This window comes from uncultured Candidatus Thioglobus sp., from assembly GCF_963981275.1.
Classification (GTDB): domain Bacteria; phylum Pseudomonadota; class Gammaproteobacteria; order PS1; family Pseudothioglobaceae; genus Thioglobus_A.
The window spans coordinates 1-24,329 of record NZ_CAXCCZ010000020.1; the positions used below are offsets into that span (position 1 = coordinate 1).

Annotated in this window: 27 protein-coding genes; 12 read left to right on the forward strand and 15 right to left on the reverse strand. The window is 38.3% G+C overall.

Annotation, left to right across the window (positions count from 1 at the left end; genetic code table 11):
* The 3 genes from ABNR88_RS04435 to ABNR88_RS04445 form a co-directional block, all read right to left on the reverse strand.
* Positions 1-569, reverse strand: a 569-nt coding sequence (locus ABNR88_RS04435) for an SDR family NAD(P)-dependent oxidoreductase (protein ID WP_348670105.1), incomplete at its 3' end; no start/stop codon positions are given.
* Positions 569-1,705 (reverse strand): DNA recombination protein RmuC, encoded by a 1,137-nt coding sequence (locus ABNR88_RS04440; RefSeq protein WP_291928742.1) that lies wholly within the window; start codon positions 1,703-1,705, stop codon positions 569-571. The genes ABNR88_RS04440 and ABNR88_RS04435, both read right to left, overlap by 1 nt.
* Entirely contained in the window at positions 1,705-2,340 is a 636-nt protein-coding gene (locus ABNR88_RS04445) for an HAD-IA family hydrolase (RefSeq protein WP_348670106.1), read from the reverse strand. The genes ABNR88_RS04440 and ABNR88_RS04445 overlap by 1 nt, the downstream gene beginning before the upstream one ends.
* Positions 2,341-2,397: 57 nt before the next feature.
* Here ABNR88_RS04445 and ABNR88_RS04450 point away from each other — a divergent pair, with 57 nt between their 5' ends.
* Positions 2,398-3,099: a lysophospholipid acyltransferase family protein gene (locus tag ABNR88_RS04450; protein ID WP_291928739.1), complete on the forward strand. Its 702-nt coding sequence runs from the start codon at positions 2,398-2,400 to the stop codon at positions 3,097-3,099.
* A gap of 6 nt (positions 3,100-3,105) precedes the next feature.
* Here ABNR88_RS04450 and ABNR88_RS04455 read toward each other — a convergent pair whose 3' ends face one another.
* Positions 3,106-4,527 (reverse strand): TolC family protein, encoded by a 1,422-nt coding sequence (locus ABNR88_RS04455; RefSeq protein ID WP_291928736.1) that lies wholly within the window; start codon positions 4,525-4,527, stop codon positions 3,106-3,108.
* 109 nt (positions 4,528-4,636) lie between these two features.
* Here ABNR88_RS04455 and ABNR88_RS04460 point away from each other — a divergent pair, with 109 nt between their 5' ends.
* The 4 genes from ABNR88_RS04460 to ABNR88_RS04475 are packed head-to-tail and all read left to right on the forward strand — an operon-like array spanning position 4,637 to position 7,309.
* Positions 4,637-5,143 carry a YceD family protein gene (locus tag ABNR88_RS04460; protein WP_348670107.1) on the forward strand — a complete coding sequence of 169 codons (507 nt, stop codon included), beginning with the start codon at positions 4,637-4,639 and terminating at the stop codon, positions 5,141-5,143.
* A gap of 4 nt (positions 5,144-5,147) precedes the next feature.
* On the forward strand, positions 5,148-5,342 hold the full coding sequence (gene rpmF, locus ABNR88_RS04465) for a 50S ribosomal protein L32 (protein WP_291928731.1): 195 nt from the start codon (positions 5,148-5,150) through the stop codon (positions 5,340-5,342).
* Between the two features lie 7 nt (positions 5,343-5,349).
* Complete coding sequence (plsX, locus tag ABNR88_RS04470) at positions 5,350-6,372, forward strand: phosphate acyltransferase PlsX (protein ID WP_291928713.1); 1,023 nt, start codon at positions 5,350-5,352, stop codon at positions 6,370-6,372.
* Positions 6,365-7,309, forward strand: coding sequence for a beta-ketoacyl-ACP synthase III (locus tag ABNR88_RS04475; protein ID WP_291928710.1), 945 nt, complete (start codon positions 6,365-6,367; stop codon positions 7,307-7,309). Before plsX ends, ABNR88_RS04475 begins: the two co-directional genes overlap by 8 nt.
* Before the next feature lie 32 nt (positions 7,310-7,341).
* Here ABNR88_RS04475 and ABNR88_RS04480 read toward each other — a convergent pair whose 3' ends face one another.
* The 11 genes from ABNR88_RS04480 to ABNR88_RS04530 all read right to left on the reverse strand — a co-directional run bounded on the left by ABNR88_RS04480 (position 7,342) and on the right by ABNR88_RS04530 (position 18,223).
* On the reverse strand, positions 7,342-8,193 hold the full coding sequence (locus ABNR88_RS04480) for a polyprenyl synthetase family protein (RefSeq protein ID WP_291928708.1): 852 nt from the start codon (positions 8,191-8,193) through the stop codon (positions 7,342-7,344).
* Positions 8,194-8,202: 9 nt separating this feature from the next.
* On the reverse strand, positions 8,203-8,427 hold the full coding sequence (locus ABNR88_RS04485) for an exodeoxyribonuclease VII small subunit (protein ID WP_291928706.1): 225 nt from the start codon (positions 8,425-8,427) through the stop codon (positions 8,203-8,205).
* A gap of 3 nt (positions 8,428-8,430) precedes the next feature.
* Entirely contained in the window at positions 8,431-9,264 is an 834-nt protein-coding gene (locus tag ABNR88_RS04490; RefSeq protein WP_348670108.1) for an SDR family NAD(P)-dependent oxidoreductase, read from the reverse strand.
* Positions 9,264-10,433: a polynucleotide adenylyltransferase PcnB gene (gene pcnB, locus ABNR88_RS04495; protein WP_291928747.1), complete on the reverse strand. Its 1,170-nt coding sequence runs from the start codon at positions 10,431-10,433 to the stop codon at positions 9,264-9,266. Before pcnB ends, ABNR88_RS04490 begins: the two co-directional genes overlap by 1 nt.
* Complete coding sequence (queF, locus tag ABNR88_RS04500; RefSeq protein ID WP_291928702.1) at positions 10,414-10,812, reverse strand: preQ(1) synthase; 399 nt, start codon at positions 10,810-10,812, stop codon at positions 10,414-10,416. Before queF ends, pcnB begins: the two co-directional genes overlap by 20 nt.
* Before the next feature lie 70 nt (positions 10,813-10,882).
* Entirely contained in the window at positions 10,883-12,040 is a 1,158-nt protein-coding gene (gene lptF / locus ABNR88_RS04505; RefSeq protein ID WP_291928700.1) for an LPS export ABC transporter permease LptF, read from the reverse strand.
* A gap of 29 nt (positions 12,041-12,069) precedes the next feature.
* Complete coding sequence (gene rho / locus ABNR88_RS04510; protein ID WP_291928699.1) at positions 12,070-13,332, reverse strand: transcription termination factor Rho; 1,263 nt, start codon at positions 13,330-13,332, stop codon at positions 12,070-12,072.
* Between the two features lie 101 nt (positions 13,333-13,433).
* Complete coding sequence (trxA, locus tag ABNR88_RS04515) at positions 13,434-13,760, reverse strand: thioredoxin TrxA (RefSeq protein ID WP_291928697.1); 327 nt, start codon at positions 13,758-13,760, stop codon at positions 13,434-13,436.
* A 91-nt stretch (positions 13,761-13,851) separates the two neighbouring features.
* Entirely contained in the window at positions 13,852-16,368 is a 2,517-nt protein-coding gene (glnD, locus tag ABNR88_RS04520) for a [protein-PII] uridylyltransferase (RefSeq protein WP_291928694.1), read from the reverse strand.
* Between the two features lie 17 nt (positions 16,369-16,385).
* Positions 16,386-17,774 (reverse strand): glutamate--tRNA ligase, encoded by a 1,389-nt coding sequence (gene gltX, locus ABNR88_RS04525; protein ID WP_291928692.1) that lies wholly within the window; start codon positions 17,772-17,774, stop codon positions 16,386-16,388.
* The gene (locus ABNR88_RS04530; RefSeq protein ID WP_291928689.1) at positions 17,771-18,223 is read right to left on the reverse strand and encodes a tetratricopeptide repeat protein; all 453 of its coding nucleotides are present in this window, start codon (positions 18,221-18,223) and stop codon (positions 17,771-17,773) included. The genes gltX and ABNR88_RS04530 overlap by 4 nt, the downstream gene beginning before the upstream one ends.
* Positions 18,224-18,311: 88 nt before the next feature.
* Here ABNR88_RS04530 and ABNR88_RS04535 point away from each other — a divergent pair, with 88 nt between their 5' ends.
* The 7 genes from ABNR88_RS04535 to murU form a co-directional block, all read left to right on the forward strand.
* On the forward strand, positions 18,312-18,674 hold the full coding sequence (locus ABNR88_RS04535; RefSeq protein ID WP_291928687.1) for an Mth938-like domain-containing protein: 363 nt from the start codon (positions 18,312-18,314) through the stop codon (positions 18,672-18,674).
* The gene (rodA, locus tag ABNR88_RS04540) at positions 18,671-19,810 is read left to right on the forward strand and encodes a rod shape-determining protein RodA (protein WP_291928684.1); all 1,140 of its coding nucleotides are present in this window, start codon (positions 18,671-18,673) and stop codon (positions 19,808-19,810) included. Before ABNR88_RS04535 ends, rodA begins: the two co-directional genes overlap by 4 nt.
* Positions 19,810-20,805, forward strand: a complete 996-nt coding sequence (gene mltB, locus ABNR88_RS04545; RefSeq protein WP_291928681.1) for a lytic murein transglycosylase B — start codon at positions 19,810-19,812, stop codon at positions 20,803-20,805. The genes rodA and mltB overlap by 1 nt, the downstream gene beginning before the upstream one ends.
* A 10-nt stretch (positions 20,806-20,815) precedes the next feature.
* Positions 20,816-21,928: a D-alanyl-D-alanine carboxypeptidase family protein gene (locus ABNR88_RS04550; RefSeq protein WP_348670109.1), complete on the forward strand. Its 1,113-nt coding sequence runs from the start codon at positions 20,816-20,818 to the stop codon at positions 21,926-21,928.
* Positions 21,928-22,761, forward strand: coding sequence for a D-amino-acid transaminase (gene dat / locus ABNR88_RS04555; protein ID WP_348670110.1), 834 nt, complete (start codon positions 21,928-21,930; stop codon positions 22,759-22,761). The genes ABNR88_RS04550 and dat overlap by 1 nt, the downstream gene beginning before the upstream one ends.
* Positions 22,754-23,695, forward strand: a complete 942-nt coding sequence (locus tag ABNR88_RS04560) for a phosphotransferase (protein ID WP_291928674.1) — start codon at positions 22,754-22,756, stop codon at positions 23,693-23,695. The genes dat and ABNR88_RS04560 overlap by 8 nt, the downstream gene beginning before the upstream one ends.
* On the forward strand, positions 23,692-24,329 hold a 638-nt coding region (gene murU / locus ABNR88_RS04565), incomplete at its 3' end, for an N-acetylmuramate alpha-1-phosphate uridylyltransferase MurU (protein ID WP_348670111.1). The genes ABNR88_RS04560 and murU, both read left to right, overlap by 4 nt.

Consider the following 24,329-nt stretch of genomic DNA (forward strand, 5'->3'; position numbering starts at 1 on the left):
GTTTTTTCAAGCTCCTCAGACAAGGTTTTGCTCAAGCCTTCAATCGCAAACTTGCTGACGCCATAAGCACCCCAATAGGCTCTTGCATTACGCCCTACTGATGAAGACAAAAATAGAATTCTCGCATCATTAGACTTGTTAAGCGCTGGAATTAAAAATTGCGTCAGCATAAAAGGAGCGTTGACATTAATCTGCATGGTGGAATACCAAAGCTTAAGATCATACTGCTCAATTGGCATCATGGTGCCGATAATGCCAGCATTGTGAATAAGACCATCTAGCTGGCCAAAATTATCCAAAATATCTCTTTGTAGTTGCTCATAATGCTCTGGTGTTGCCCCTTCAAGATCTAGTGGATACAAAATCGGCTCTACAAATCCTGCCTCCACTACTTCATCATAAGCGCCTTCAAGAGAGCCTAAATCACGTCCAAGCATAATTACAGTCGCACCTGCTTTGGCTAAATCTAGGGTCATCGCTTTGCCAAAACCTCGGTTTGCACCTGTGACTAGAACAACCTTACCTTTTAACTCATCCTGAGTGATTGAATAATTTGTTGAAATTTGCATTAACTTAACTCCTTTTTACTTTGTACACCCAGCTCTTTAAGTTTTTCCGCGCGACCAATTAAATTACCCTTACCTTCTGAAAGCTTGCTGCGCGCTTCTTTGTAGCTTTTTTGCGCTTTATCTAAGTGTTTTTCAATGTCATCCATTGACTTGATAAAACCAAATAGCTTGTCGTACATAGCACCCGCTTGACGAGCAATCTCTTCTGAATTTTGATTCTGACGCTCTGTTTGCCAAATATGGTGTACGGTTTTAAGGCTCATCATTAAGGTTGAAGGGGACACCAGAACAATATTCTTTTTAAGGGCTATGGTAAACAAATCTGGCTTTTGATCAAGTGCTACCAACAAGGCTGATTCAATCGGAATAAAAACAAAAATAAAATCAAGCGTTAGCACGCCTTCCAGGTTTTCATATTCCTTAATACTGATGCCATTAATATGCGCCTCAACTGAGCTTACATGCGCCTTTAATGATGCCGAATTAGACTGTTCAGCGATATAATCTTTATAAGCCTTAAGAGACACTTTAGAGTCAATAATAATATCTTTGTCTTCTGGAAGGTGCAATACAACATCTGGCTTAAAAGCCTCTCCCTGTTCGTTTTTGAGTTGTTTTTGCGTGGTAAATTCATGCCCCTCTCTTAAGCCAGAGCTGGATAATATTGAGCTAAGAATCATCTCACCCCAATCACCTTGTTGCTTATTATCGTAAGTTAAGGCGTTGGTTAAATTTTGCGTTGTTTCCTGTGCTTCAATACTGGTTCTTTTAAGGTTGTCAATTTGTGCAGAAAGTGTTGCTCGTTCTTTAATTTGTTCATTGGTGATCACCTCAATTTTATCTCGAAACTCTTTAAGTTGAGCTTGAAGTGGTGTCAATAGTTCTGAGTTTTTAATGCTTAAATTATTACGATCTTTTGTTAAGATATCGCCTGCTACCGCCTTGAAATCTTTGCTCATCTGCTCTCTGGCAATGTTGATCATATCAATTTGGTTTTCATAAGATTTGATCTTTTCATCAAGGCTAACTTCAAGATGGATTTTTTCTGTATTCAAAACCTTTAGCTGTCTATCAAGATAAATATAAACAGCGATAGCGCCTACCAATAAGCCAAAAAATAAACTCAATAAATCCATTACAACAACTCCAATAATTCTTGTGGGTGATTAATTAAATAATCATAATTCCAATTTTTCTCTACCTTACTATAGCCATAACTCACCGCCACAGTTTCAACCCCGGCATTAATGCCTGCCAACATGTCATTTTTATCATCACCCACAAACAAACAGCGACTTGGGTTCGTCGCTAATTGCGCACAGGCATACAGCAGTGGTGCAGGATGTGGCTTGTTAAATTCCAACGTATCACCACAAACCACCACACCAGGCTTAATGTCTAGTTTTTCAAGCAATAGATGGGTTAAATTCTCGGGTTTGTTGGTCACAATACCCCAGTCTATTTTGAGACTTTCTAAGGTTTTAATTAAGCCATCAATGCCGTCAAATACTGAGGAACTTCGGTCAATATTATCCGTATATATTTCTAAAATTCTTTGATGTCGATCAGTAAATTGAGAATGATTTTCATCGCAATCAAATCCGTATTTAATTAACGCTTTACCGCCAAAGGCCACTAATGGCTTGATTTTATCAAAAGGCTTTTGTGCAAACCCATCCTGCTTGAGAAGTATATTTAAAGCATAAGCCAAGTCTGGCGCCGTATCAATCAGCGTGCCATCTAAATCAAATAAAATGGTGTCAACCGTCATAGAAGTTCGTTAAAATCTTAAGTCTACAAATTATAACGTTTACACCTGGTATTTCTCATGCTGTTTTTAAGATCATTACTATATTTTCTAGGCTCAACCTTGGTGTTGAGTTTTCTAGTCGCTTTATCATTAGTTTTATTCTTTTTACCTGTTAAATATCGCTACGGAATATTATCAAAATGGGCATTGTTTTGCCTGTGGTGGCTTAAAGTTGTACTTAATATAAAGCTTAACGTTATTGGTAAAGAAAACATCCCTGACAAAGCCAGTGTGATTGTTTCCAACCACCAATCAACCTGGGAAACGCTGGGCTTGCAAACCATCTTTCCTCATCAAACTTGGGTGCTCAAACAAGAGCTACAGTGGATTCCAATTTTTGGATGGGGCTTGGCACTATTAAAGCCAATTATCATCAATCGCGGCGAGAAACTCAAAGCCATCAAAAAAGTAATGAAACAAGGTTCGGCTAGAATTAAAGAGGGTATCTTTGTGGTTGTATTCCCCGAGGGCACGCGTCAACCTTATAACAAATTAGGTGAGTATCAAAATGGTGGTGTCGCCATTGCCAAAAAAACTGACTGTGACATAGTGCCTGTTTATCATAACGCTGGCAAACTTTGGCCAAAAGGCAGCTTTGTTAAACAACCTGGAACCATTACACTCGTTATTGGAAAGCCTATTAAATCAGTTGGTAAGAACGCTTCAACACTAACCAAAGAAGTTCGCGATTGGACCTTAACAATGCAAGATAAATACTGAATACTATCAAGGCAAGAGGCGATCTATCAAACTATCGTACCTAAGTTTGTTTTTGTACAAATCAACCAAAAGATCAATTTTCTCTAATTGTAATTCTTGATAATCTTCCTGCTCAATGATCGCAAACCTAACATCGCCCTTTCCTGCAAAATAAAGATTTAACTCGTTATCAACTTCATTTTTCTTAACTTGTTGTTCGGTGAGTTTTAGCTGAATAAGGCCCTGCTTAATATCAGTACTGAGTTTATTAATATCTGACACAACATCTTTTAATTTATTTTCATACTTGAGCTCAATTTGCCGCTTCTTAAGCTCATACTTGCTCAAATACACCTGGTTGGAAATATCACCAGTCAACGGATAGGAAAAGACAAATTTAGCCTCAATATTGGTTTCTTTTGATTTTGAATAACTACTGTAATTACCTTTGTTTTCATCCTTAGAGGCACTTATTGTAAAATCAAAATCTGCAAGTTCCGCGTTTTTATAGGTTTTGATACTTCGAGCATTTTTTTGTATTTCAAGATCAATGCGCTTAAGATCCCGTACATTAAGCTGACTATAACGTGCCACATCATCGATTAAGTTAATATAAAAAATATCGGGCAAAGTGGGGAAATTTTTAGAAAAATCAACTTGCTTTATAGAGGCAGATAGCAAGCCTGTTTGGGCCTTTAGTTTTGACTTTAAACTTAATAAAAGACGCTTTTTCTTGTCAATAAATCTTGAGAGAACCTTAACATCCCTAGATTGACTTTTTGTCATTTTTTTACCAAAATTTTGTAATTTTCCAATGGCTTTGCTAACAGCATTAATTTGCCATTTAAAATTCACCCAATCAATAAATTCAAACACTTTATCCTCAATAAAATCTTCTTGGGTTTCTGCTAGCACCAACCGCTCATCTTCATAATCTAAAACTGCTAAATCATAGGTTTTTTGATCAACAATACCAGATTTATTTTTAAGCAAAGGCAGGGTCCAGCTAATGCTTGCATCATTTAAATATTCAGTGGTGTTTTTATCTTTTTGATAGCCATTTTTATCATGCATTTGTTCGTCTTTAACTGGCAAAGATCGATCAAAAGACAAGTTTAACTCTGAACCGTTTGAGAAAAATTTCTTGGATAAATCAGAAGATATCTTGCCAACTTCTTGATCGGTTTCACGCGCATAATCAGTACTTGAGGTGTAGTCGTATTTCTGCTTATCTTTACGAATGCGGCCAATCTCCGCCCCAACATCCCAAGACCAGTTTTCATAGTTGGCTCGATCGCCTTCCATCTCAAGTTGTTTAATTTTTAGATTAATCATTTCTTTTTCAAAAAACTCATGACTGGATAACAGCTGATCTACAAAGGTTTTTTGTGTGTAAGCAGCTACTTTACAGCTTAAAAATAAACTTAATATCAACAATAATCGCATCATTATGACCTATTAAAATTGGCTAATTATAAGCAAGATTAATTTTGTATAAAAATTCATTTGTTAAGCTATTTTTGGTAAAATTGTTTAGTTATTTTTTTGATAATAAAAGATGCAAGGAATACCGGCCAATATAAAACTTTTAAGCTTTGCCAAAAAAGGATTAATTTTTTCACAGACTTACACCGTGAAAGATCTTCCAAGGATTAGAGACATTGTTTCCAATGTCGATGATCAGGTTAATGTTAAATTGAATTTTTATATTGAGAACAATAAAATTCCTTGTATTGAAGGAAGTGTGGAATTAGAGGTGGCGCTAGATTGTCAGCGCTGCTTAAAAGAAGTTAAGCTTCATCTAAATCCAGTTTTTAAATTGGCTTTTATTATTCATGAAAATCAAGCTGAAGATTTAGATCCAAGCTTTGAGACTATTCTGAATGCAGATGAAGAATTCTCAGCAATAGAATTTATAACGGATGAGGTGCTAATATCCATTCCAATGATACCGATGCATTCACATGAATGCCAATCGTACAAGGATAAAAGCCCAGTAATAGAGCAAAAGCGTAAAAACCCTTTTGCAGTTTTAGAACAATTAAAAAACTCAACCAAGGAGTAGAAAGATGGCTGTACAAAAAAGTAGAAAAACCCCTTCAAAAAGAGGCATGCGCCGCTCACATAATGCATTAACAAGTCCTGCATTATCAGAAGATCAAGAAACAGGTGAAACTCACCTACGTCACCACATTACTGCTGATGGTTACTACCGTGGCAAAAAGGTAATCAACACTACAGAAGTTCAAGAAGTAGAAGCTTAACAACACCATGATTATCAAGGTATCAATTGATGCCTCAGGGGGAGATCATGGCATTCCTGTTACAATTGAAGCGGGAATTAAAGCTCTGGGTGTGTTTCAAGATCTACAATTAACCTTTGTAGGTGATCAGCCAACCATTGAGGCTGAAATTAACAAACACCCCTCTTCTAAAGCGCTCGCCTCTAGAATTCAAGTTGTTCATGCCACTGAAGTGGTATTAATGAATGAATCTCCAGCAATTGCTCTTCGAAAAAAGAAAGACTCTTCAATGCGTGTTGCCATCAATCTGGTTGAATCAAACCAAGTAGATGCGTGCGTAAGCGCCGGTAATACGGGCGCCTTGATGGCCATTTCTCGCTTTGTACTTAAAACTATCAAAGGCATAGATAGACCTGCCATTATGGGGCGCATGCCAACCATGACTGGCCATACTCACATGCTTGACTTGGGTGCTAATGTTGACTCCAGTCCACAAGCATTACTAGAGTTTGCCACCATGGGCTCCATTGCCGTTGAGCAAACTGAAGGTATTTCCAAGCCTACTGTCGGTCTTTTAAATGTTGGTGAAGAAGACATGAAAGGCAACGATAAGATCAAGAAAACCTCTGAGCTACTAAAGGCATCAAATCTAAATTACCACGGATTTGTTGAAGGTGATGACATCTATAAAGGTTCGGTTGATTTGGTTGTATGTGATGGCTTTGAGGGTAATATCGCCCTTAAAGCCAGTGAAGGTGTGGCCAGTATGATGAGTCATTATTTAAAACGCGCCTTTACCCGCAACTGGCTAACCAAAATTGTAGCACTCATTGCAACACCCGTTTTAAAAGACTTTAAATCGAGTCTTGATCCTGGAAAATACAATGGTGCTAGCTTGTTAGGCCTGCGTGGTATTGTGGTTAAAAGCCATGGTGGTGCTACTAGTGATTCGTTCTTTGTGGCAATCTCTGAAGCCTACACCGAAGTCAATGCTAAAATTATTGACAAGATCTCCTCTCAAGTCTCAAAAGAATTGGAAAAAAATGAATAAATTTGCTCGAATTATTGGCACAGGAAGTTACCTGCCGCCAAATGTAGTTACCAATGACGACCTATCTAAAACCATTGATACAACAGACGAGTGGATTACCACGCGAACAGGTATTAAGCAACGACATGTGGTTTCAGACGAAAGCACTTGTGACTTAGCGCACAAAGCGTCAATACAAGCACTTGAAATGGCTGGGATTGACGTATCTGAGCTTGACTTAATCATTTTAGCCACCACCACACCAGATAAAATTTTCCCAGCAACGGCAACCATGCTGCAAAAAGCCATTGGTGCCTCTTGTCCTGCTTTTGACTTGCAATCTGTATGTGCTGGCTTTATCTTTGCACTTACCACTGCGGAGCAATACATTAAAACAGGTGCCGCTAAAAATGTTTTAGTTGTTGGCAGTGAAACCATGTCAAGAATCGTAGACTGGAACGATCGCTCAACAGCCATTCTCTTTGGTGATGGTGCAGGTGCTGTTGTACTTACTGGCAGTGAAGAGACTGGAATTCTACATTCTAAACTTTTCAGTGATGGCACTTACCTATCATCTTTACAAGTTAATAATAATTTTATCAATGAAACAGGCTTCATTGAAATGGCGGGCAATGAAGTTTTTAAAATTGCAGTCAATCGCTTATCTGAATTAGCTGAAGAAACTTTAAAGGAAGTGGGCATGAGCTCAGAAGAGCTTGATTGGATGGTACCCCACCAAGCTAATATACGCATTATATCAAGTGTTGCTAAACGCATTAAAACACCCATGGATAAAGTTATTGTTACTTTGGAAAATCATGGCAATACCTCAGCAGCTTCCATCCCATTAGCACTTGACACAGCGGTGAGAGATGGACGAATCAAAAAAGGTGACAACCTCTTGATGGAAGGTATCGGTGGTGGATTTAGCTGGGGTAGTGTTTTAGTACAGTTTTAATTTTTGCTGAATTTAACCATGATGGCACTACTCTAAAACACCCTGGCTTCTAGTTTTTCAATAAGTTTTTGCAAAACCTGCGCATCAACACTTAAATCACACAAGCAATCCTTAGCTTGCAAATACAACGCTTGATAAGCTTCTTTAGACCCTTGTAGGCCGATGATTGATGGATAAGTCGGCTTATTTTTCTCGCTATCTGAATGCTGCTGCTTGCCCAATACTCCTACTGGAACTTCAATATCTAGCACATCATCTTGAATCTGATAAGCCAAGCCAATTGCTTGAGAAAATGTTTTCAACAGGGTTCGGTCTTGCTCACCACTTTGGGCAACAATAGCGCCCAAATCAACTGCACAACTGAGCAAGGCACCTGTTTTTTTTCGGTGCATACTTTCAAGTAGTTTAATCTCTACTGTTTGATCAACAATAGACAAATCAATTGCTTGCCCTTCAGCCATCTCAAAAGCAGCGTGTGTCAACATAGACAAAAGCTCTATTTTTATCTGACTATCCAATAAAGAATCATTTACCAGTACTTCAAAGGCCAGGGCCTGAAGCCCATCGCCTGCCAAAATCGCCTGAGCTTCGTCAAAATACTTATGACATGCAGGTTGATTATGGCGAATATCATCATCATCCATGGCTGGAAGGTCATCATGAATAAGTGAATAAGCATGAATAAATTCTACCGCACAACTACTAGAATCTGCCCGCTCCAAATCAACACCAAACATGTCTGTTACGCAATACGTTAGTATAGGTCTAAAGCGCTTCCCCCCTGCTAATACGCTATAGCGCATTGCCTCAGTTAACGACCCTTGAGTGGTTAAATAGTGATCGAGTTTAGCATTAACTCTGGCAACATATTGATCAAACTGCATACAGATTAATTACGCATTGTCCAGTGGGGTTTCGTTAACAAAACCATCCTGTTCAGTAAGTTTTGAGATTTTTTGACTAGCATCATCAAGCGCCAATTGGCAAGATTTTGTCAATTCAACGCCTTTGGAAAAATAAGATAAAGAATCTTCTAGGCTCAAATCACCAGATTCCATTGTTTTGACAATTTCTTCTAAATCAGCCAATCCTTTATTAAAATCAAATTTTTTAGTCATAGTTTATCGCTTGCCTCCGCCGCCTACTTTAGAGAGTATTTTATCCATAATTCGACTGGGTAATATTCTTTTCAGTATTGCTAATAATTTAGTTGGAAAGGTGACCCAGTAGTGAATCTTAGCTTTAGAGGATTCCAGTGCGTGCAATGTACACTTCAAGACTGACTCAGGTGGCAAAGTATAAGCGGCCAATTGACTTGATTTTAAACGTTTAATCATGCCTTGATAATTTAGCTGATAAGCGCTGTTGTTCATATCAACATACTCTTTAAAGGCTAAGTAAGCATTCGCTCTAAATTGGGATTCAATTGGACCTGGCTGAATCAGAGATAATTGTATACGCGTATCAATAAGCTCGAGCCTAAGTGTATCTACAAGCCCTTCAATGGCGAATTTTGACGCATTATACGGCCCTCGAAAAGGCATAGCCACAAAGCCTAATACCGAACTCAAATAAATAATTCTTCCGGCATTATTTTGCTTCATTTTTGGTAAAACTAAATTGGTTAGCTCGTGCCAACCAAATACATTTGTTTGAAATTGAATCTCTAGCGCCTCTCTGGAAATATCCTCTAAAGCACCCACTTGACCATAAGCGCCATTATGAATTAATCCATATAGGGTATCTGTCTGAGTATAAATTTCACTAACAGCAAGTTGAATAGAGGCAGATGAAGCAAGGTCTAATTGGTACGATTCAAATCCTAATTGCTTAAGTTTTATTACGTCCTTGGATTTTCTAGCCGTTGCAAAAACACGATACCCAGCCTGCTTTAACCCTTGTGCAAGGCACAACCCAATTCCACTAGAACAGCCCGTAATTAAGACTGAACGCATTATTTTTGTGCTTTAGTCCAAAAATCAGCAACTGATTTAAGTTCGGGATTTATACTTTGTGAACGCAGTACTAGAAAATCATACGCCATGCGAAAACCTTTGCTTGATAGAATGTCTTCCACTTTTTTAGGCTGCATTCTTTCTAGGCGGTTTTGCATCATCCAGGTATCTTTAATTCGAGCAGTTAGCCATCTTGGTAAAGATACTTGTTTAATTTGGTTAATAATAACTTCTTCAGAAGCCTGGCTCATTGCCAAATAAGTGCTTTTTTGTTTTTTCTTAATTATCTGAAAACGCTCATTTTGAGCTTGCCATAAAAAAACAGCAAACAAAAAAGCAGGGGTTACCGGCTTATTTCTTTTAATTCTATTGGAAGTGTTGTTTAAAGCAATTTTAATAAACTCATTTTTATGTGTCTGTTTAAATAAATGCCTTAATAAATCATATTTTTCTAAACGTTCGAAAACTTTATAACCATACTCATTGTGAAACAACTTAATGCACTCTTCATACAATCGAGCAGGTGAGATGTTACTCAGTAGCGATGCCTGCTTATGAATAGCTTCTTTTATTTCATCACTAAGCTGAAAATCAAGTTTTGTTTGAAATCTAACCGCCCTAATCATACGCACCGGATCTTCTTCAAAGCGCAGCATTGGTTTGCCGATAATATGAATGGTTTGAGACTCAATATCTTGCAAACCACCAATATGATCAATCACCTCTTTAGTGTGAATATCATAATAAAGTGCGTTAACTCTAAAATCACGGCGCACCACATCCTCTTCAACTTTACCATAACAGTTGTCACGCACAATAACACCAGTCTTAGCGGTTTTAACTTGGCCCGATCTAAAGGTTGCCACTTCTAAATATTTTCTCGCTGAAAACATCACATGCACCAAACGGAAACGTCTACCAATTAAGCGTGAACGCTTAAACAGCTTATGCACCTGCTCTGGCTTAGCGTTAGTGGCAATGTCAAAGTCTTTCGGCTTTAGGCCTAACAATAGATCGCGCACACAGCCACCCACTAAATAAACCTCAAAGCCAGCTTTAGCAATCGTTTGTACTACTTTAATAGCGTCCCTATCTAGCAGCCTTTGATCAAAATCAACTGGCTGACGAACAATGTTGGTAGTTTTCTTTTTACGAAAGATGTTGAAGATTGACAATCGGCTTAGGACTCCACCCAGTTTGTTGATGTTCAGCGACAATCGTTGTGTAAACGCCGCCACGCACATTAAATATGGCTTTTAGACGCATAAATCTTGGATTGGTTGCTTTAACCAAATCACTTAAAATTTCATTGGTAACCGCCTCATGGAAGGCACCCTCATCACGAAATGACCAAATATACATTTTTAATGATTTGAGCTCAACACAAGCTTGATCTGCAATATATTCCAAATGCAGAGTGGCAAAATCAGGCTGTCCTGTTTTAGGGCAAAGACAAGTAAATTCTGGCATATCAATTTGAATAACAAAATCACGCTCAGGATTTGGATTGTCAAAAACTTCAAGTTCTTTACTAGGATGTGAAGACATGGTTTCTTTAAGTTAAAATTAAAAAATGATACTATTTTACACGCCTATAGAGGCTGTTGAAATAGCGATACTAAAAAGCTTTACCGATTAATTGACTAAATTTGCCGTGGCGGTATGCGTAGAACACAAAAATAATCAATAACACTGTTAAATGCACCCACCACATCCCTACAAAGGCAGATATTTCACCACGCTCCAAACTTGATTTGGCAACTAATAGTGCATTATTGTAAACAATAAACACCAACACACCTGTAAGCACACCCAAATTCTTACCACCACGCGGTGAAGTTTTGCCGAGCAAAATACCAAAAATAGATAATATTAATACACTAATAGGTTGGGAGATTCTCCATTGCCACTCTGCAATCTCTTTAACATCGCTTGAAAATATTAAATCCAGAGTGGGTTTTGATTCAATTTTTGTCACGCTGGTAGTGCCACGGTTATTTTCACCATCAATAATTTGCAAATCATATTGATCAAAATTGAGAATTTTTTTATTGACTTCTGCCGGAAACCCATGATACCGTACACCCTCTTTAAGGCGCAGATAAACACTCTTAGTTTTAGCATCTGTATACTTATGAGCCTGGTCAGCGAGTGTGATAATCGGCTGACGTTGACCACCAGATAAGGCATAAATAAAAACCTTCTCCATATCCTGAGTTGACTCACCCTCTGTTGATTTAACTTTTTCAGCATAAAAAACAATGTCGCCGCCTTTAAACTCTTGAAACTCACCTTCTTTAATAAAAGAAAATTCTGATGCATTTTCACTACGATCCATAATCATGCTGCGCTGTTGCTTTGACCAAGGAACGGCGACCGTCGTTAAAAACAAGATAAAAATAAAAATAACAATCACAACTGGCTGAATAAATACCATCAAATGCTTATCGCCAATGCCCAATGAATTCATCACGATGGCTTCTGAATCTTTATAAGACTTGCTAATTGCTAGAATAATAGCCAAAAATAAGGATAAAGATAAAATTAAAGGCACATCTCGAATCATCTTAAAACTGACCAATGGCATTAGCTCAGCAATTGGAACACCCTCTTCCAGACTTTCCTTGATAACTAAAACTAATTGATTACCAAAGATTACCAGTCCAATCACCATAAACACAGCGGCCGTCAGTATTAATACATTGCGTATCAAATACTTAGCAAGAATACTGTTTTGTAATTTAAGCGCCTGAACGACGACAGATGATAAGTGCATGCTTTAAGTATACTTAAAGCGACAAGCGATTACTTCTTTTGTGACATTGAAGCAAAGAATTCGTCGTTAGTTTTAGTTAGTTTTAAGCGATCTATCAAGAATTCTGCCGCCTCTACCGTATCCATGGGGTGCAAGATTTTTCTTAAAATCCACAATTTTTGCAATTCTTTTTCATCAGTAATTAATTCCTCACGGCGCGTACCAGAGGCGTTAATATTAATAGCTGGGAAGATACGCTTCTCACTTAAGCGCTTTTCTAAATGAAGCTCCATATTGCCTGTACCTTTAAATTCTTGATAAATAACCTCATCCATTTTTGAACCAGTATCGATCAACGCAGTGGCGATGATTGTAATACTTCCGCCATTTTCAATATTTCTAGCTGCACCAAAAAAACGTTTAGGACGCTGCAAAGCGTTTGCATCCACACCACCTGTTAACACCTTTCCAGAAGAAGGTGCAACCGTGTTATAGGCTCTAGCCAGACGCGTAATAGAGTCTAGCAATATGATTACATCTTTACCTTGCTCAGCACGTCTCTTAGCCTTTTGAATCACCATTTCAGCCACCTGAACATGGCGTTTTGCAGGCTCATCAAAAGTTGAGGCGATAACTTCTCCTCGTACCGTTCTTGCCATTTCAGTAACTTCCTCTGGGCGCTCATCAATCAGCAAAACAATCAGCTCACACTCAGGATGATTTCGAGAAATTGAAGATGCGATATTTTGCATAATCATGGTCTTACCTGCTTTTGGCGGTGCAACCAACAAACCTCTTTGACCCTTTCCGAAAGGTGCAATTAAATCAATTACTCGCGCGGTAATATCTTCTGTGCCACCATTACCAATTTCCAAACCCAGTCTTTGATCTGGATGAATTGGCGTTAACGAGGCAAAAGGCACTCGATTGCGAACATTTTCTGGGTTTTCACCATTAACTTCAGATACCTGGACCAAAGCAAAGTATTTTTCACCCTTTTTAGGTGCGCGAATCTTGCCGGCAACTAAATCACCAGTTGAAAGATTAAAGCGCTTAATTTGATTTGGGGAGATGTAGATGTCATCTGCACCTGAAGTATAAGAGTCATCACTTGATCTTAAGAAACCATATCCATCTTGCAAAATATCTAACACACCATCACCAATCACTTCTTCATTGTTAGCTGCTTTAGCTTTAAGAATAATAAAGATAAGCGTTTGCTTCTTGGCACGTGAGATGTTTTCAGCACCTAGTGATTGAGCTAGCTCTAGTAATTCTTCTGGTGAAGATTTTTTTAATTCTGATAATTTCATGAAATTTCCGTTGTGGTCTGGCAAGAATTTACCAGATGATTGTTGCAATTAAAATGCAAGTGATTGTACATAAGCTCTTTAAAGTGGCTTATGCAGATTGGTTAAATATTAGTATCAATAAAAGTGCTTAGCTCTGCTTTGGATAAAGCACCCATTTTAGTTGCAGCGACCGCACCATCTTTAAACAAAAGCATTGTTGGAATGCCTCGAATACCGTATTTAGGTGGTGTCTGATCATTTTCGTCAACATTAACTTTGGCAATAACTACTTTGCCATCATACTCATCGGCTATTTCGTCTAATACTGGCGCTAACGCCTTACAAGGACCGCACCACTCGGCCCAAAAATCAACCAATACGGTTTGTGCTGAATTAATAACGTCCGCTTCAAAGCTGGCGTCGGTCACTGCTAAAATTTTATCGTTCATAAGTTTTTTAAATGATTCTGAATTGAAAAAGATACAACAGAACTGTTGCAATATGAGAATTATATCACCATTTGGAGTGCCAACCAGGCTTTTATAGTCTTTCTTCTAAAGCCATTTTCAAGCTGGATTGCTGTTTTTTATCCAAAGGCTTACGATCAATATTACTCACGAAAAATACATCTTCAACACGCTCGCCCATTGTTGAGACTCTGGCATTAATTAGTGAAATATTCATTTCATACAGCACGTAAGCAATATTAGACAATACACCCACTTTATCTAAAGTATTAACCTCCAGCTTTGTCAGATGCCATTTTTTGTTCTCACTTAGACTAATGTGGGTTTTGTTATCAAAGTATCGATGTGAATAGTGGGACTTCGGCTTGGCAACATCAACTTCTGGAACACTTAAAGCCTCTGAAATTAGCTGGTGTAAATTTAACCCGTCAAGATTTTTATCTTGCAAAATACTAAGTGTGTTATAGGCTTTATTGTCTTTTGTGGTTAAAATTTTAGCATCAACAATATCTAACCCAGCTCGCTCCAAGACACTAACTAAGTTAAAAAACAAGCCTTTAAAATCATCACACAATACAAAAATATCCACCACATTGCTTTCGGAAATTTTTGAACTAATGGTTATAGGAGATGAATTATTGCCCAATTGTAATGACAAGTGCCACAACATATCGTCCAACTCATAACGTAAATAATAGTCTTTAGGCAAGTGCTCTAAAGTTTGTTGAACAAACGCCATGTCAAAACCTTGAGCGATACAAGCTTCAATTAATGCCTGCTTGTTCTTTTTTATCCGCTGGTCATGACTTAATAAAACCTCTGTATCACTATCTAAATAATGCTTAGCATGCCTAAATAATTTTCTTAATAGAGAGTCCTTCCAATCATTCCAAAGATCATCTTTAGTGGCTCTAATATCTGCCACTGTTAATAAGTATAAATACTCTAAAAACTCTAAAGAACCCACTGAATCACAAAAGTTTTTAACAACAAGCGGATCGTCGATATCTTGTTTTTGTGCCACACTTGACATAAGCAAATGCTTCTCAACTAAGCCTACAACTAATTCTGTATCCGCTATATTAAGTTGATGACTCCTACAAAAAACTTGGGTATCTTGCATGCCTAATTGTGCATGATCTCCACCTCTGCCTTTGGCAATATCATGAAAAAGACCTGCTAGTAACAACAACTCTGGCTTTTTAATTTCTCCTGCTACCTCACTACATAAGCTAAATTCGTGCGAAAATTCATCAATAAAAAAGCGCCTTAAGTTACGAATCACAAACAATGTGTGCTGGTCAACGGTAAATGCATGAAACAAGTCATATTGCATCAATCCCACAATCTTTCCAAAAGCAGGAATATAGTGCTCAAGAACACCATATCTATTCATTAGTTTGAGCGCTTTATTAACACCTTTATTTTGTTGTAAAAGCTCAATAAATAAACGATTATTGTTACGTTTTTTGTAATAATTTTGATCAACCAAACCAAGATTATCTTGCATTTGTCTTAGCGTTCCAGCGCTAATACCGCGAATATAACTATGCTTAGCAATTAACAAAAACACTTCAATAAATGCCGCAGGATTTTGACTAAACACCTGATCATGATTGGCATGAATATAGCCATATGAAATTCTGAACTGACTATTTAAATATTGTGTATTAATTACCTTGTCCTCTAGCAATTGCAACAAGATATCATTCAAACGTGCAACCTTGGTCACTGTCTGGTAATAGTCCTTCATAAAGCGTTCAACTGCCATTGAGTCGCCATCTGTATAGCCAAGCATATTAGCCACTTGTTTCTGATATTGAAACGCCAAACGATCTTCTCGACGAGCGGCGATAATGTGCAGTGCAAATCTGACTCGCCATAAAAATAGCTGTGAGGTTTTTAGCAATTCATATTCATCATTACTTAAATATTTTGCCGCAACCAAGTCAAACAAAGTATCAACGCCAAAATACCATTTAGCCACCCAGGCGACCGTTTGAATATCACGCAAACCCCCTGGACTTTCTTTAATATTGGGCTCAAGATTGTAAGCTGTGTCTGAAAAATTAGCGTGTCTAGCGCGCTGCTCTTTTTGCTTCTCAAGTAAAAAAGATTGCGAAGACCAATCACTCGCCTTAATCACGCTTTTCATTTTATCAAAGGCACTTTCAAGACCGATAAGTAAGCGAGATTCTAAAAGATTGGTAACAATAGATAGATCATCAATAACACGCGCACAATCTTTAATATCTCTAGTTGCATGCCCAACTTCGAGCCCTACATCCCACAAAAATGTCAAAAATTGAGAGATTTTCTCTTGATGAATTTGATGTGAATTATTTGGGATTAAAACGAGTAAGTCGATATCTGAATATAAGTGCAGCTCGCTACGACCATAGCCACCAACCGCAATCAAAGAAACTTGCTCAGGCATCTCAAATCCTTGCCAAATATCTTTTAATAATTCATCAACACCGTTCGCTCTTGCAAGGACAAAACCCTCAACTGCACTAGTAGAATTTAAAAATCCAGCCTGTAGGGAGTGTTGTAGATTTTGATATCGAGTTTTATAATCATCTAACTTCATGCCTAGATGATAACTGATTAATGAGAATGTTGAGCAATATAATCAAGTGCCATTTGTAGTCTTGCCAACGTGCGCTCTTTGCCAACTAGCTGAGCTACTATGTCAATATTTCCCGCATTACCATTGCCACTAAGCGCCAAACGAAATGGCTGACCTATTTTGCCAAAACCGATACCAAGCTCGTCACATACTTGCTTAATTTGGTCCTTAATATTGCCAGCAGTCCAATCGTTTAATTCCAATGCATTGAGTTTTACTAATAACAACTCAATAGATTTAGCATCTTTAAACTGTTTTTTGGCTAATTTTTCATCAAACTCATTAAAATCTTGATAAAACATTTTTAAACCGTCAGCCATTTCCACCAAGGTTTTTGATCGCTCTTGTAAGTGCTCAACCACCGCTTCAATAGTCGGACCTGTTGAAATATCAACAGACTGATGATCTAAATGCCACGCTAAATTTTCAAGCAAGTGTTTAATACTGGCAGACTTAATATATTCCTGATTTAACCAAAGTAGCTTTTCTTGATTAAAACTGGCTGGCGCCTTATTGATATCTTTTAGCTCAAACAATTCAACAATCTCTGTCAGTGAAAACACTTCCTGATCGCCATGCGACCACCCCAGACGCACTAAATAATTTAGCAATGCCTCTGGCAAAAATCCTTCATCACGATACGCCATCACGCTCACTGCACCGTGGCGCTTAGAAAGCCTCGCCCCATCACTACCCAAAATCATCGGTAGGTGTGCAAATTTTGGCAAATCCCAGTCTAGTGCCTCATATAAATTAATTTGTCTAGGGGTGTTGTTAATGTGGTCATCACCACGAATAACTGTATCAATATCCATGTCATGATCATCCACAACTACAGTCAGATTGTAAGTTGGGGTACCATCACTGCGTGCGATAATTAAATCATCCAACTCTTTATTGCCAATAGAAATTTCGCCTTTTACCGCATCGGTAAACGTTACAAAACCTGCCAGAGGGTTTTTAAAACGAACCACACCTGTATCTAGTTTTTTGCCTCGACAACAGCCATCATATTTGGCTTTTTCACCTTTTTCTGTTAGTTCATCACGCAGGATTTGCAAGCGCTCTTTTGAGCACTCACAGTAATAAGCCTCATCTTTGTCTAACAATTGCTGAATAATTTCTTTATAACGATCAAAACGCTGTGTTTGGTAAAAAGGCCCCTCATCATGTGCCAAACCTAGCCAACTCATACCATCCAATATCGCATCAACTGAGGCTTGAGTTGAACGCTCACGGTCGGTATCTTCGATACGAAGTACAAATTGTCCTTTTTGTTTTTTAGCCCAAGCCCAAGCAAACAATGCCGTTCTAGCGCCACCTATGTGTAAATACCCTGTTGGCGAAGGTGCAAATCTTGATTTCATGGTGTGTTAACTTCTGCTGCTCTATCATACCAAAGTTGTGCTTTTTCCAGATCTTGTTCCACCTCTTTACCATCTTCATAGAGCATGCCCAGTGTGTACATAGGCCCAGGAATTCCAAACTTTGCAGCTTTTTCAAACCACTCAATGCATTTGTTAATGTCTTTTTCTACACCTTCACCTGTCATATAAGCAACACCAATCATATGATGTGCAAAAACATGACCCTGTTCAGCAGCTTTAATAAAATTTTCAAAACCCAGGGGTTGATTTTCAACCATACCCAGACCATTCATTTGCATCATCCCAAGTCTCCACTGACTCTCAGCATTACCTTGCGCTGCAAGTGGCGCTAATAATTGATACGCCATGGTGAAATTTTTGGTGTCAAAAGCTGTAATACCACTGGTTAAGTCAGCATCATAAATATCTGTAGAATTAGAATCGTTCACAAGTTTTCTCAAATACAAAAAGACAATAATTTTACACCGAGACTGTTGTTATAATGGCTAATAATTAGCAAACAAACCTTGTCTTTTCGTGGAATTTAGCCAACAAGAAAACAATCAAAATAGTGTCATATCAATAGAGCAAGGAAAAGTTCAACTTATCCATGCACAGCTCAAAACACCGTGCTTTATTTCTAGAAATTTTTTCACTGAAACAAATATTCATACAATTAAAGACATTAGCAAAATCTCGCTTTTTTCACTAGCCAGCCAAGATGATATCGATATTTTAATTATTGGCACGGGTGCCTCACCTCAGTTTCTAGCGGCCAAACAACAAGTTGACATACAACAAATGAATATCGGTACTGAATGCATGAATAGTGAATCCGCCTGTCGAAGTTTTAATCTACTACTCTCAGATATTAGAAATGTTGGTCTGTTGCTACTATGAAGCTTTTTAGCATTGCCACACTGCGCCATTATTGGCACTACTTTAAGATGGACACGCCTTTATTTTTGCTTATTATGGCATTAAGCTGTTTCGGTCTTGTAGTGCTTTATTCAGCCTCTGCCGGGTCAATGTCAACACTTTATAGGCAAGTCTTTCATTTTGCACTAGCCATTAGCGCCATGCTAGTTATTGCACAAATTCCACCTTATTTGCTCAGACGTTTTTCTCCTTATTTAATGCTATTTGGCATTTTTTTACTCACTTTAGTACTGCTTTTTGGATCCAGTAGTGGCGGCGCACAACGCTGGCTAGATCTTGGGTTTATACGTTTTCAACCCTCTGAAATCATGAAAGTTATTGTACCTATTGCAATCGCATCCATCCTTAGTGATAAAGCCCTACCACCAAAACCTCTGCCAATTTTTCTTTCTATTGCCTCTATTATTGCCATTGTTTTATTAATCGCTAAACAGCCTGATCTGGGCACTTCACTACTGATTGGCGCTTCAGGTGTTTATGTTTTATTTTTCTCCGGCATTCGCATTCAAATTCTTAAAAACAATTGGCTTAATATTGGCGCAATTATTTCATTCATTATCGGTAGTGGCTATATTGCCTGGAACTATCTACTCATGGCTTATCAAAAAAAGCGCATCATGACACTTATAGATCCAAGCTCAGATCCCTTAGGCTCAGGCTATCATATCTTGCAATCCAAAATTGCGATTGGCTCTGGCGGAATCTTTGGCAAAGGCCTGGAGCAAGGCTCACAATCTCAGCTAAACTTTCTACCAGAACACGCAACTGACTTTATTTTCGCCGTGGTGGCTGAAGAACTTGGATTGATTGGTGTGTTATGCTTATTTGCACTTTACGGTTTAATTATTTACAGAGCATTTGTCATCTCATTTCAATCAGAAGATAACTTTTCTAAGTTGTTAGGCGCCAGCCTGACCTTAACCTTCTTTACCTATATTTTTGTTAATATTGGTATGGTATCAGGACTACTACCCGTGGTTGGTGTGCCTCTGCCACTGGTTAGTTACGGTGGTTCATCACTCATTACACTCATGTCTAGTTTTGGCATTATTATGTCTATTCGAAAACACAAAACCCCAAGATACCTACAACAGTAATGCCTGTATTTGCACTATTATTTTTGCTATTTTCACAACCTGTTGTTGCCAAAACACTGCCAGCAACAGATTTTCAAGCGACTCATAATTTCATTAATAAAATGGTTAGCGAGCATCACTTTAATAAAAATGAATTGCTTTCAATCTTCTCTAAGGTTAACTTAATTGTTGCAGAAAAAAAGCAAAAATTAACCGCTAAAAAGACCAAATCAAAACCCATGTCATGGGATAAATATCGCTCACTATTTATCACTGATACACGAATAAAAAATGGCATTGAATTTTGGAAAAATAATTTAGAAACCTTAAAACGAGCCGAAAAAACATACAATGTTCCTCAAGAAATTATCGTTGCCATTTTAGGCATTGAAACTAACTATGGTCATAATCAAGGGAAACACCCCGTCTTAGAAACCTTGGCAAGGCTCTCTTTTGGCAAGCACCGTCGCAAAAAATTCTACAAAAAAGAACTTCAAGAGTTTTTACTAATGTCACGTGAAAACACCCTGGCACCACTCTTAATTAAAGGCTCTTATGCAGGTGCGCTTGGCTACGCACAATTTATCTCCAGCTCCTACCGATACTATGCAGTAGATTTTGATTTTGATGGTAAGGTGGATCTATTTTCTAGCCCTGTTGATGCCATTGGCTCAATTGCTAATTATTTTGACAAGCACCAGTGGCATGATTTTGGCGCTTATGCCCGCCCGATTACGCTTAAAAACTCTCAATTAAAACAAGCAAAATCAAGTACCAACAAGCCTAAGAAAAACGCCAAGTATTGGCGTAGTAAAGGCTTTCGCATTGATAGCGATATTAATGATAAAACCAAACTCGCTTTTATCAAACTGCCTCAAGACAATAACTCAGAAACCTGGCTGACTTTTTGGAATTTTTACGTATTAACTCGTTATAATCATGACAATAGATATGCGATGACTGCGGTGCATTTATCTGAAAAATTAAAGCAACAATTCAACCTAACTCACCCTTAATAATATGCAATTGAAAAAACTATTAATTACCTCAATTACCATCATAGCGCTTAATACGCAAGCAGCAATATTTATCACCCCTAAAGCGCCAGGAATTAGTGCTGCAGCCTATACAGTGCTAGATTTTAATTCTGGAAAAACGCTTGCTAGCAACAACGCACACGAACATCGTGCACCTGCCAGCCTCACTAAGCTAATGACTGCATACGTGGTTTTTCAACTCATTAATGATGGCCGCGCCAGTCTTGATGATGAAGTTCGTATTAGTAAAAAAGCTTGGAAAACAGGTGGATCAAAAAGCTTTGTTGAAGTGGGTAAAAATATCAAGCTAGAAACCTTATTAAAAGGCATGATTATTCAATCTGGCAATGACTCCGCTGTAGCACTGGCTGAGCATATTGCTGGTACAGAAGGAACATTTGCCACTTACATGAATGAATATGCACGTGAGCTAGGCATGAAAAATTCACGTTTTGAAAATGCTTCAGGCCTGCCTCACAAAGACCAGTACACCACCGCATCTGACATGGCACTTTTGGCAGCTGCCACCATTCGCGACTTTCCAGAGTTCTACCCATGGTACTCACAAAAAGAATTTACTTATCATGGCATTAAACAGCGCAATCGCAACAAGCTACTATGGAGTGATCATACGGTTGACGGACTTAAAACTGGCTTTACCAAAAAAGCAGGCTACAACTTAGTTGCCAGTGCTAATCGTGTGGGTATGCGCTTAGTTTCAGTGGTGCTAGGCTCAACTGGCGTTGAAGCCCGAACTGCACAAACACAAAAAATTCTAGACTATGGTTTTCGTTTCTTTGAAACTCAGCGTCTAAAAGATATCACCAAAGAAGTGCCAATTGCTAGCGCCACTCAAGACACACTTAAAGTGGGTACGATTAGCCAAGCTAGCTTTACTCTAGCACGTGGACAATTCAAACTATCTGATCAAGTTATCCAGCTTAATAGTGGACTAGCAGCACCAATAAAAAAAGGCGATTCAATTGGAAAATTACTCATTCAGTTTGAAGGAAAAACCATTGCTAGCGTACCATTAGTAGCACTTGAAGATGCTGAACAAGCAGGATTTTTCTCACGCATGTTGGAGAAAGTTGGGCTTTAATGGTCTTTCTTAACGGCGAATTTATCCCCAAAGATCAGGCCTCTATTTCAGTAATGGATAGAGGTTTTTTGTTTGGAGACGGGGTTTATGAAGTAATTCCGGTCTACAATAATCAAATTTTTCGCCTAGATGAGCACCTAGAGCGCTTGCAAAACAGCCTGGATTCCACCCATATAACCAACCCTTACAAGAAAGATCAATGGCAAAAAATTCTACTTGAATTGCTTAAGCATTCAGCAGAAAAAAACCAATCACTTTACTTGCAGGTTACACGTGGTGTTGACAGCATCAGAAAGCACAGTTTTGATGAACTCACTGCCACTGTATTTATAGAGTCAAACCCCTTAATCCCAAGAACCAAGACTGAGCTAGAAAAGGGCTATTGCGCTATTACTCAGCCAGATTTTCGCTGGGAGAGATGCGACATTAAAGCCACCTCATTATTAGCCAATATTATGTACTCGCAGCAAGCCAAGCAACATCAAGCTGAAGAAGTTATCTTGCATCGCGATGATCAAATCACCGAAGGTGCTACATCAAACGTTTTTATCATTAAAGACAACACTCTATTCACCCACCCTACTGGCAAACATATTCTTTCTGGTATCACCCGTGACTTGGTACTAGAAAGTGCCAATGCTTGCTCGATACAAGTTAACCAAACTGCATTTTCTATAACGGATTTAATGGCTGCCGATGAAGTGTGGATTTCTAGCTCAACTCGTGAAATTATGCCCATCACCAAAATTGACAATCAGCTAATTAACAAAGGTCAAATAGGCGAGCACTGGTCGCAAGTATACGACCATTATCAGCAATTAAAATATGCATGACCAAACGGATATACGCTTAGATCAACTAGAAGATTGGCTAGAGATCTTTTTTGATGATGCTAATTTCACTCTTTCCAAGGCGAGTGATGATGCCAGTTTTAGGCGTTATTTTCGCATTGAACGTAGCAACCTTAGCTTTATTGCAATGGATGCACCACCAGAAAAAGAGAACTCTAAACTGTTTGTGGAGATTGCTGAGCTACTGCGTGATAACAACATTCATGCACCAAAAATTATTGACAAAGACCTAGAGCAAGGTTTTTTACTCATCGAGGATTTAGGCAACACTACCTTTTTACAAGCACTCGATAATAAAACAGATCTCAATCTGTACAAGCTAGCAATTGATGAATTAGTCAAAATTCAACAAATTGATGTCGCCACCTACCCACTCAATCAATACAACCACGATCTATTAAATACCGAGCTAGAATTACTCATTGATTGGTATTTACCCAAAGATATCAACCAAAATTCATTTGCAAATTTACGCAGTTTATTTGACCAATTAATACAAAATTCACTCAGCTCACCTCAGGTATTTGTTCACCGGGATTATCACTGTAGAAACTTGATGGTCACCCATGAGAAAATCACGGTTATTGATTTTCAAGATGCCGTTATTGGCTCAAACACTTACGATTTAGCCTCACTGCTAAAAGATGCTTACTTTGAATTAAGCCCTTTTGAAATTAAAACATTGCTTGAATATTACTACCAGCAAGCCAATGTTCAGACCCCTTTTGAAGAATTTGAAAAACAGTTTGATTTGATGGGCCTACAACGCCATCTCAAAATTTTAGGAATTTTTAAACGTCTTTCACTTCGTGATGGCAAGCATCAATATTTAGACGATATTCCTTTGGTTAAAAAATACGCACTACAAATGGCTGATAAATATCCTGAATTTAAATTTTTAGAGGATATCTTATGATCGCTATGATTCTCGCAGCTGGCCGTGGTGAACGCATGATGCCACTCACCGAGAACACTCCAAAGCCACTGATCAAGGTTAAAGGAATAACACTTATTGAGCATTCAATTAATGCGCTTAAAAAAGCAGGAATAATTGATATCGTGATTAATATTGCCTACTTAGGTGAGCAGATTAAAACTCACCTAGGTGATGGCTCAAAATTTGGCATAAACATCACTTATAGTGACGAATCTTTAGGCGTGTTAGAAACTGCTGGCGGCATTATCAAAGCTCTGCCGCTATTAGGCGATAAACCTTTTATCGTAATTAATTCCGATGTCTTGTGTGATTATAACTTATCTCAACTGACACTACCCATTGGCGCATTAGCGCATTTAGTGCTGATTGACAATCCGGCCCATAACTCCAATGGAGACTTTTCGCTCATTAACACCCATCAAGTGATTACAGCATCCAGCAAAAGTTTTACTTTTTCAGGGTTTGGCATTTATCACCCTGATTTTTTCAAAAACCATCTAAATGCTCAAGGCAAACTACCACTTTACCCCCTACTCAAAGAAGCGCTAGCTAGCAATCAACTCAGTGGCGAGCATTACCAAGGCTATTGGCAAGATATCGGTACACCTGAGCG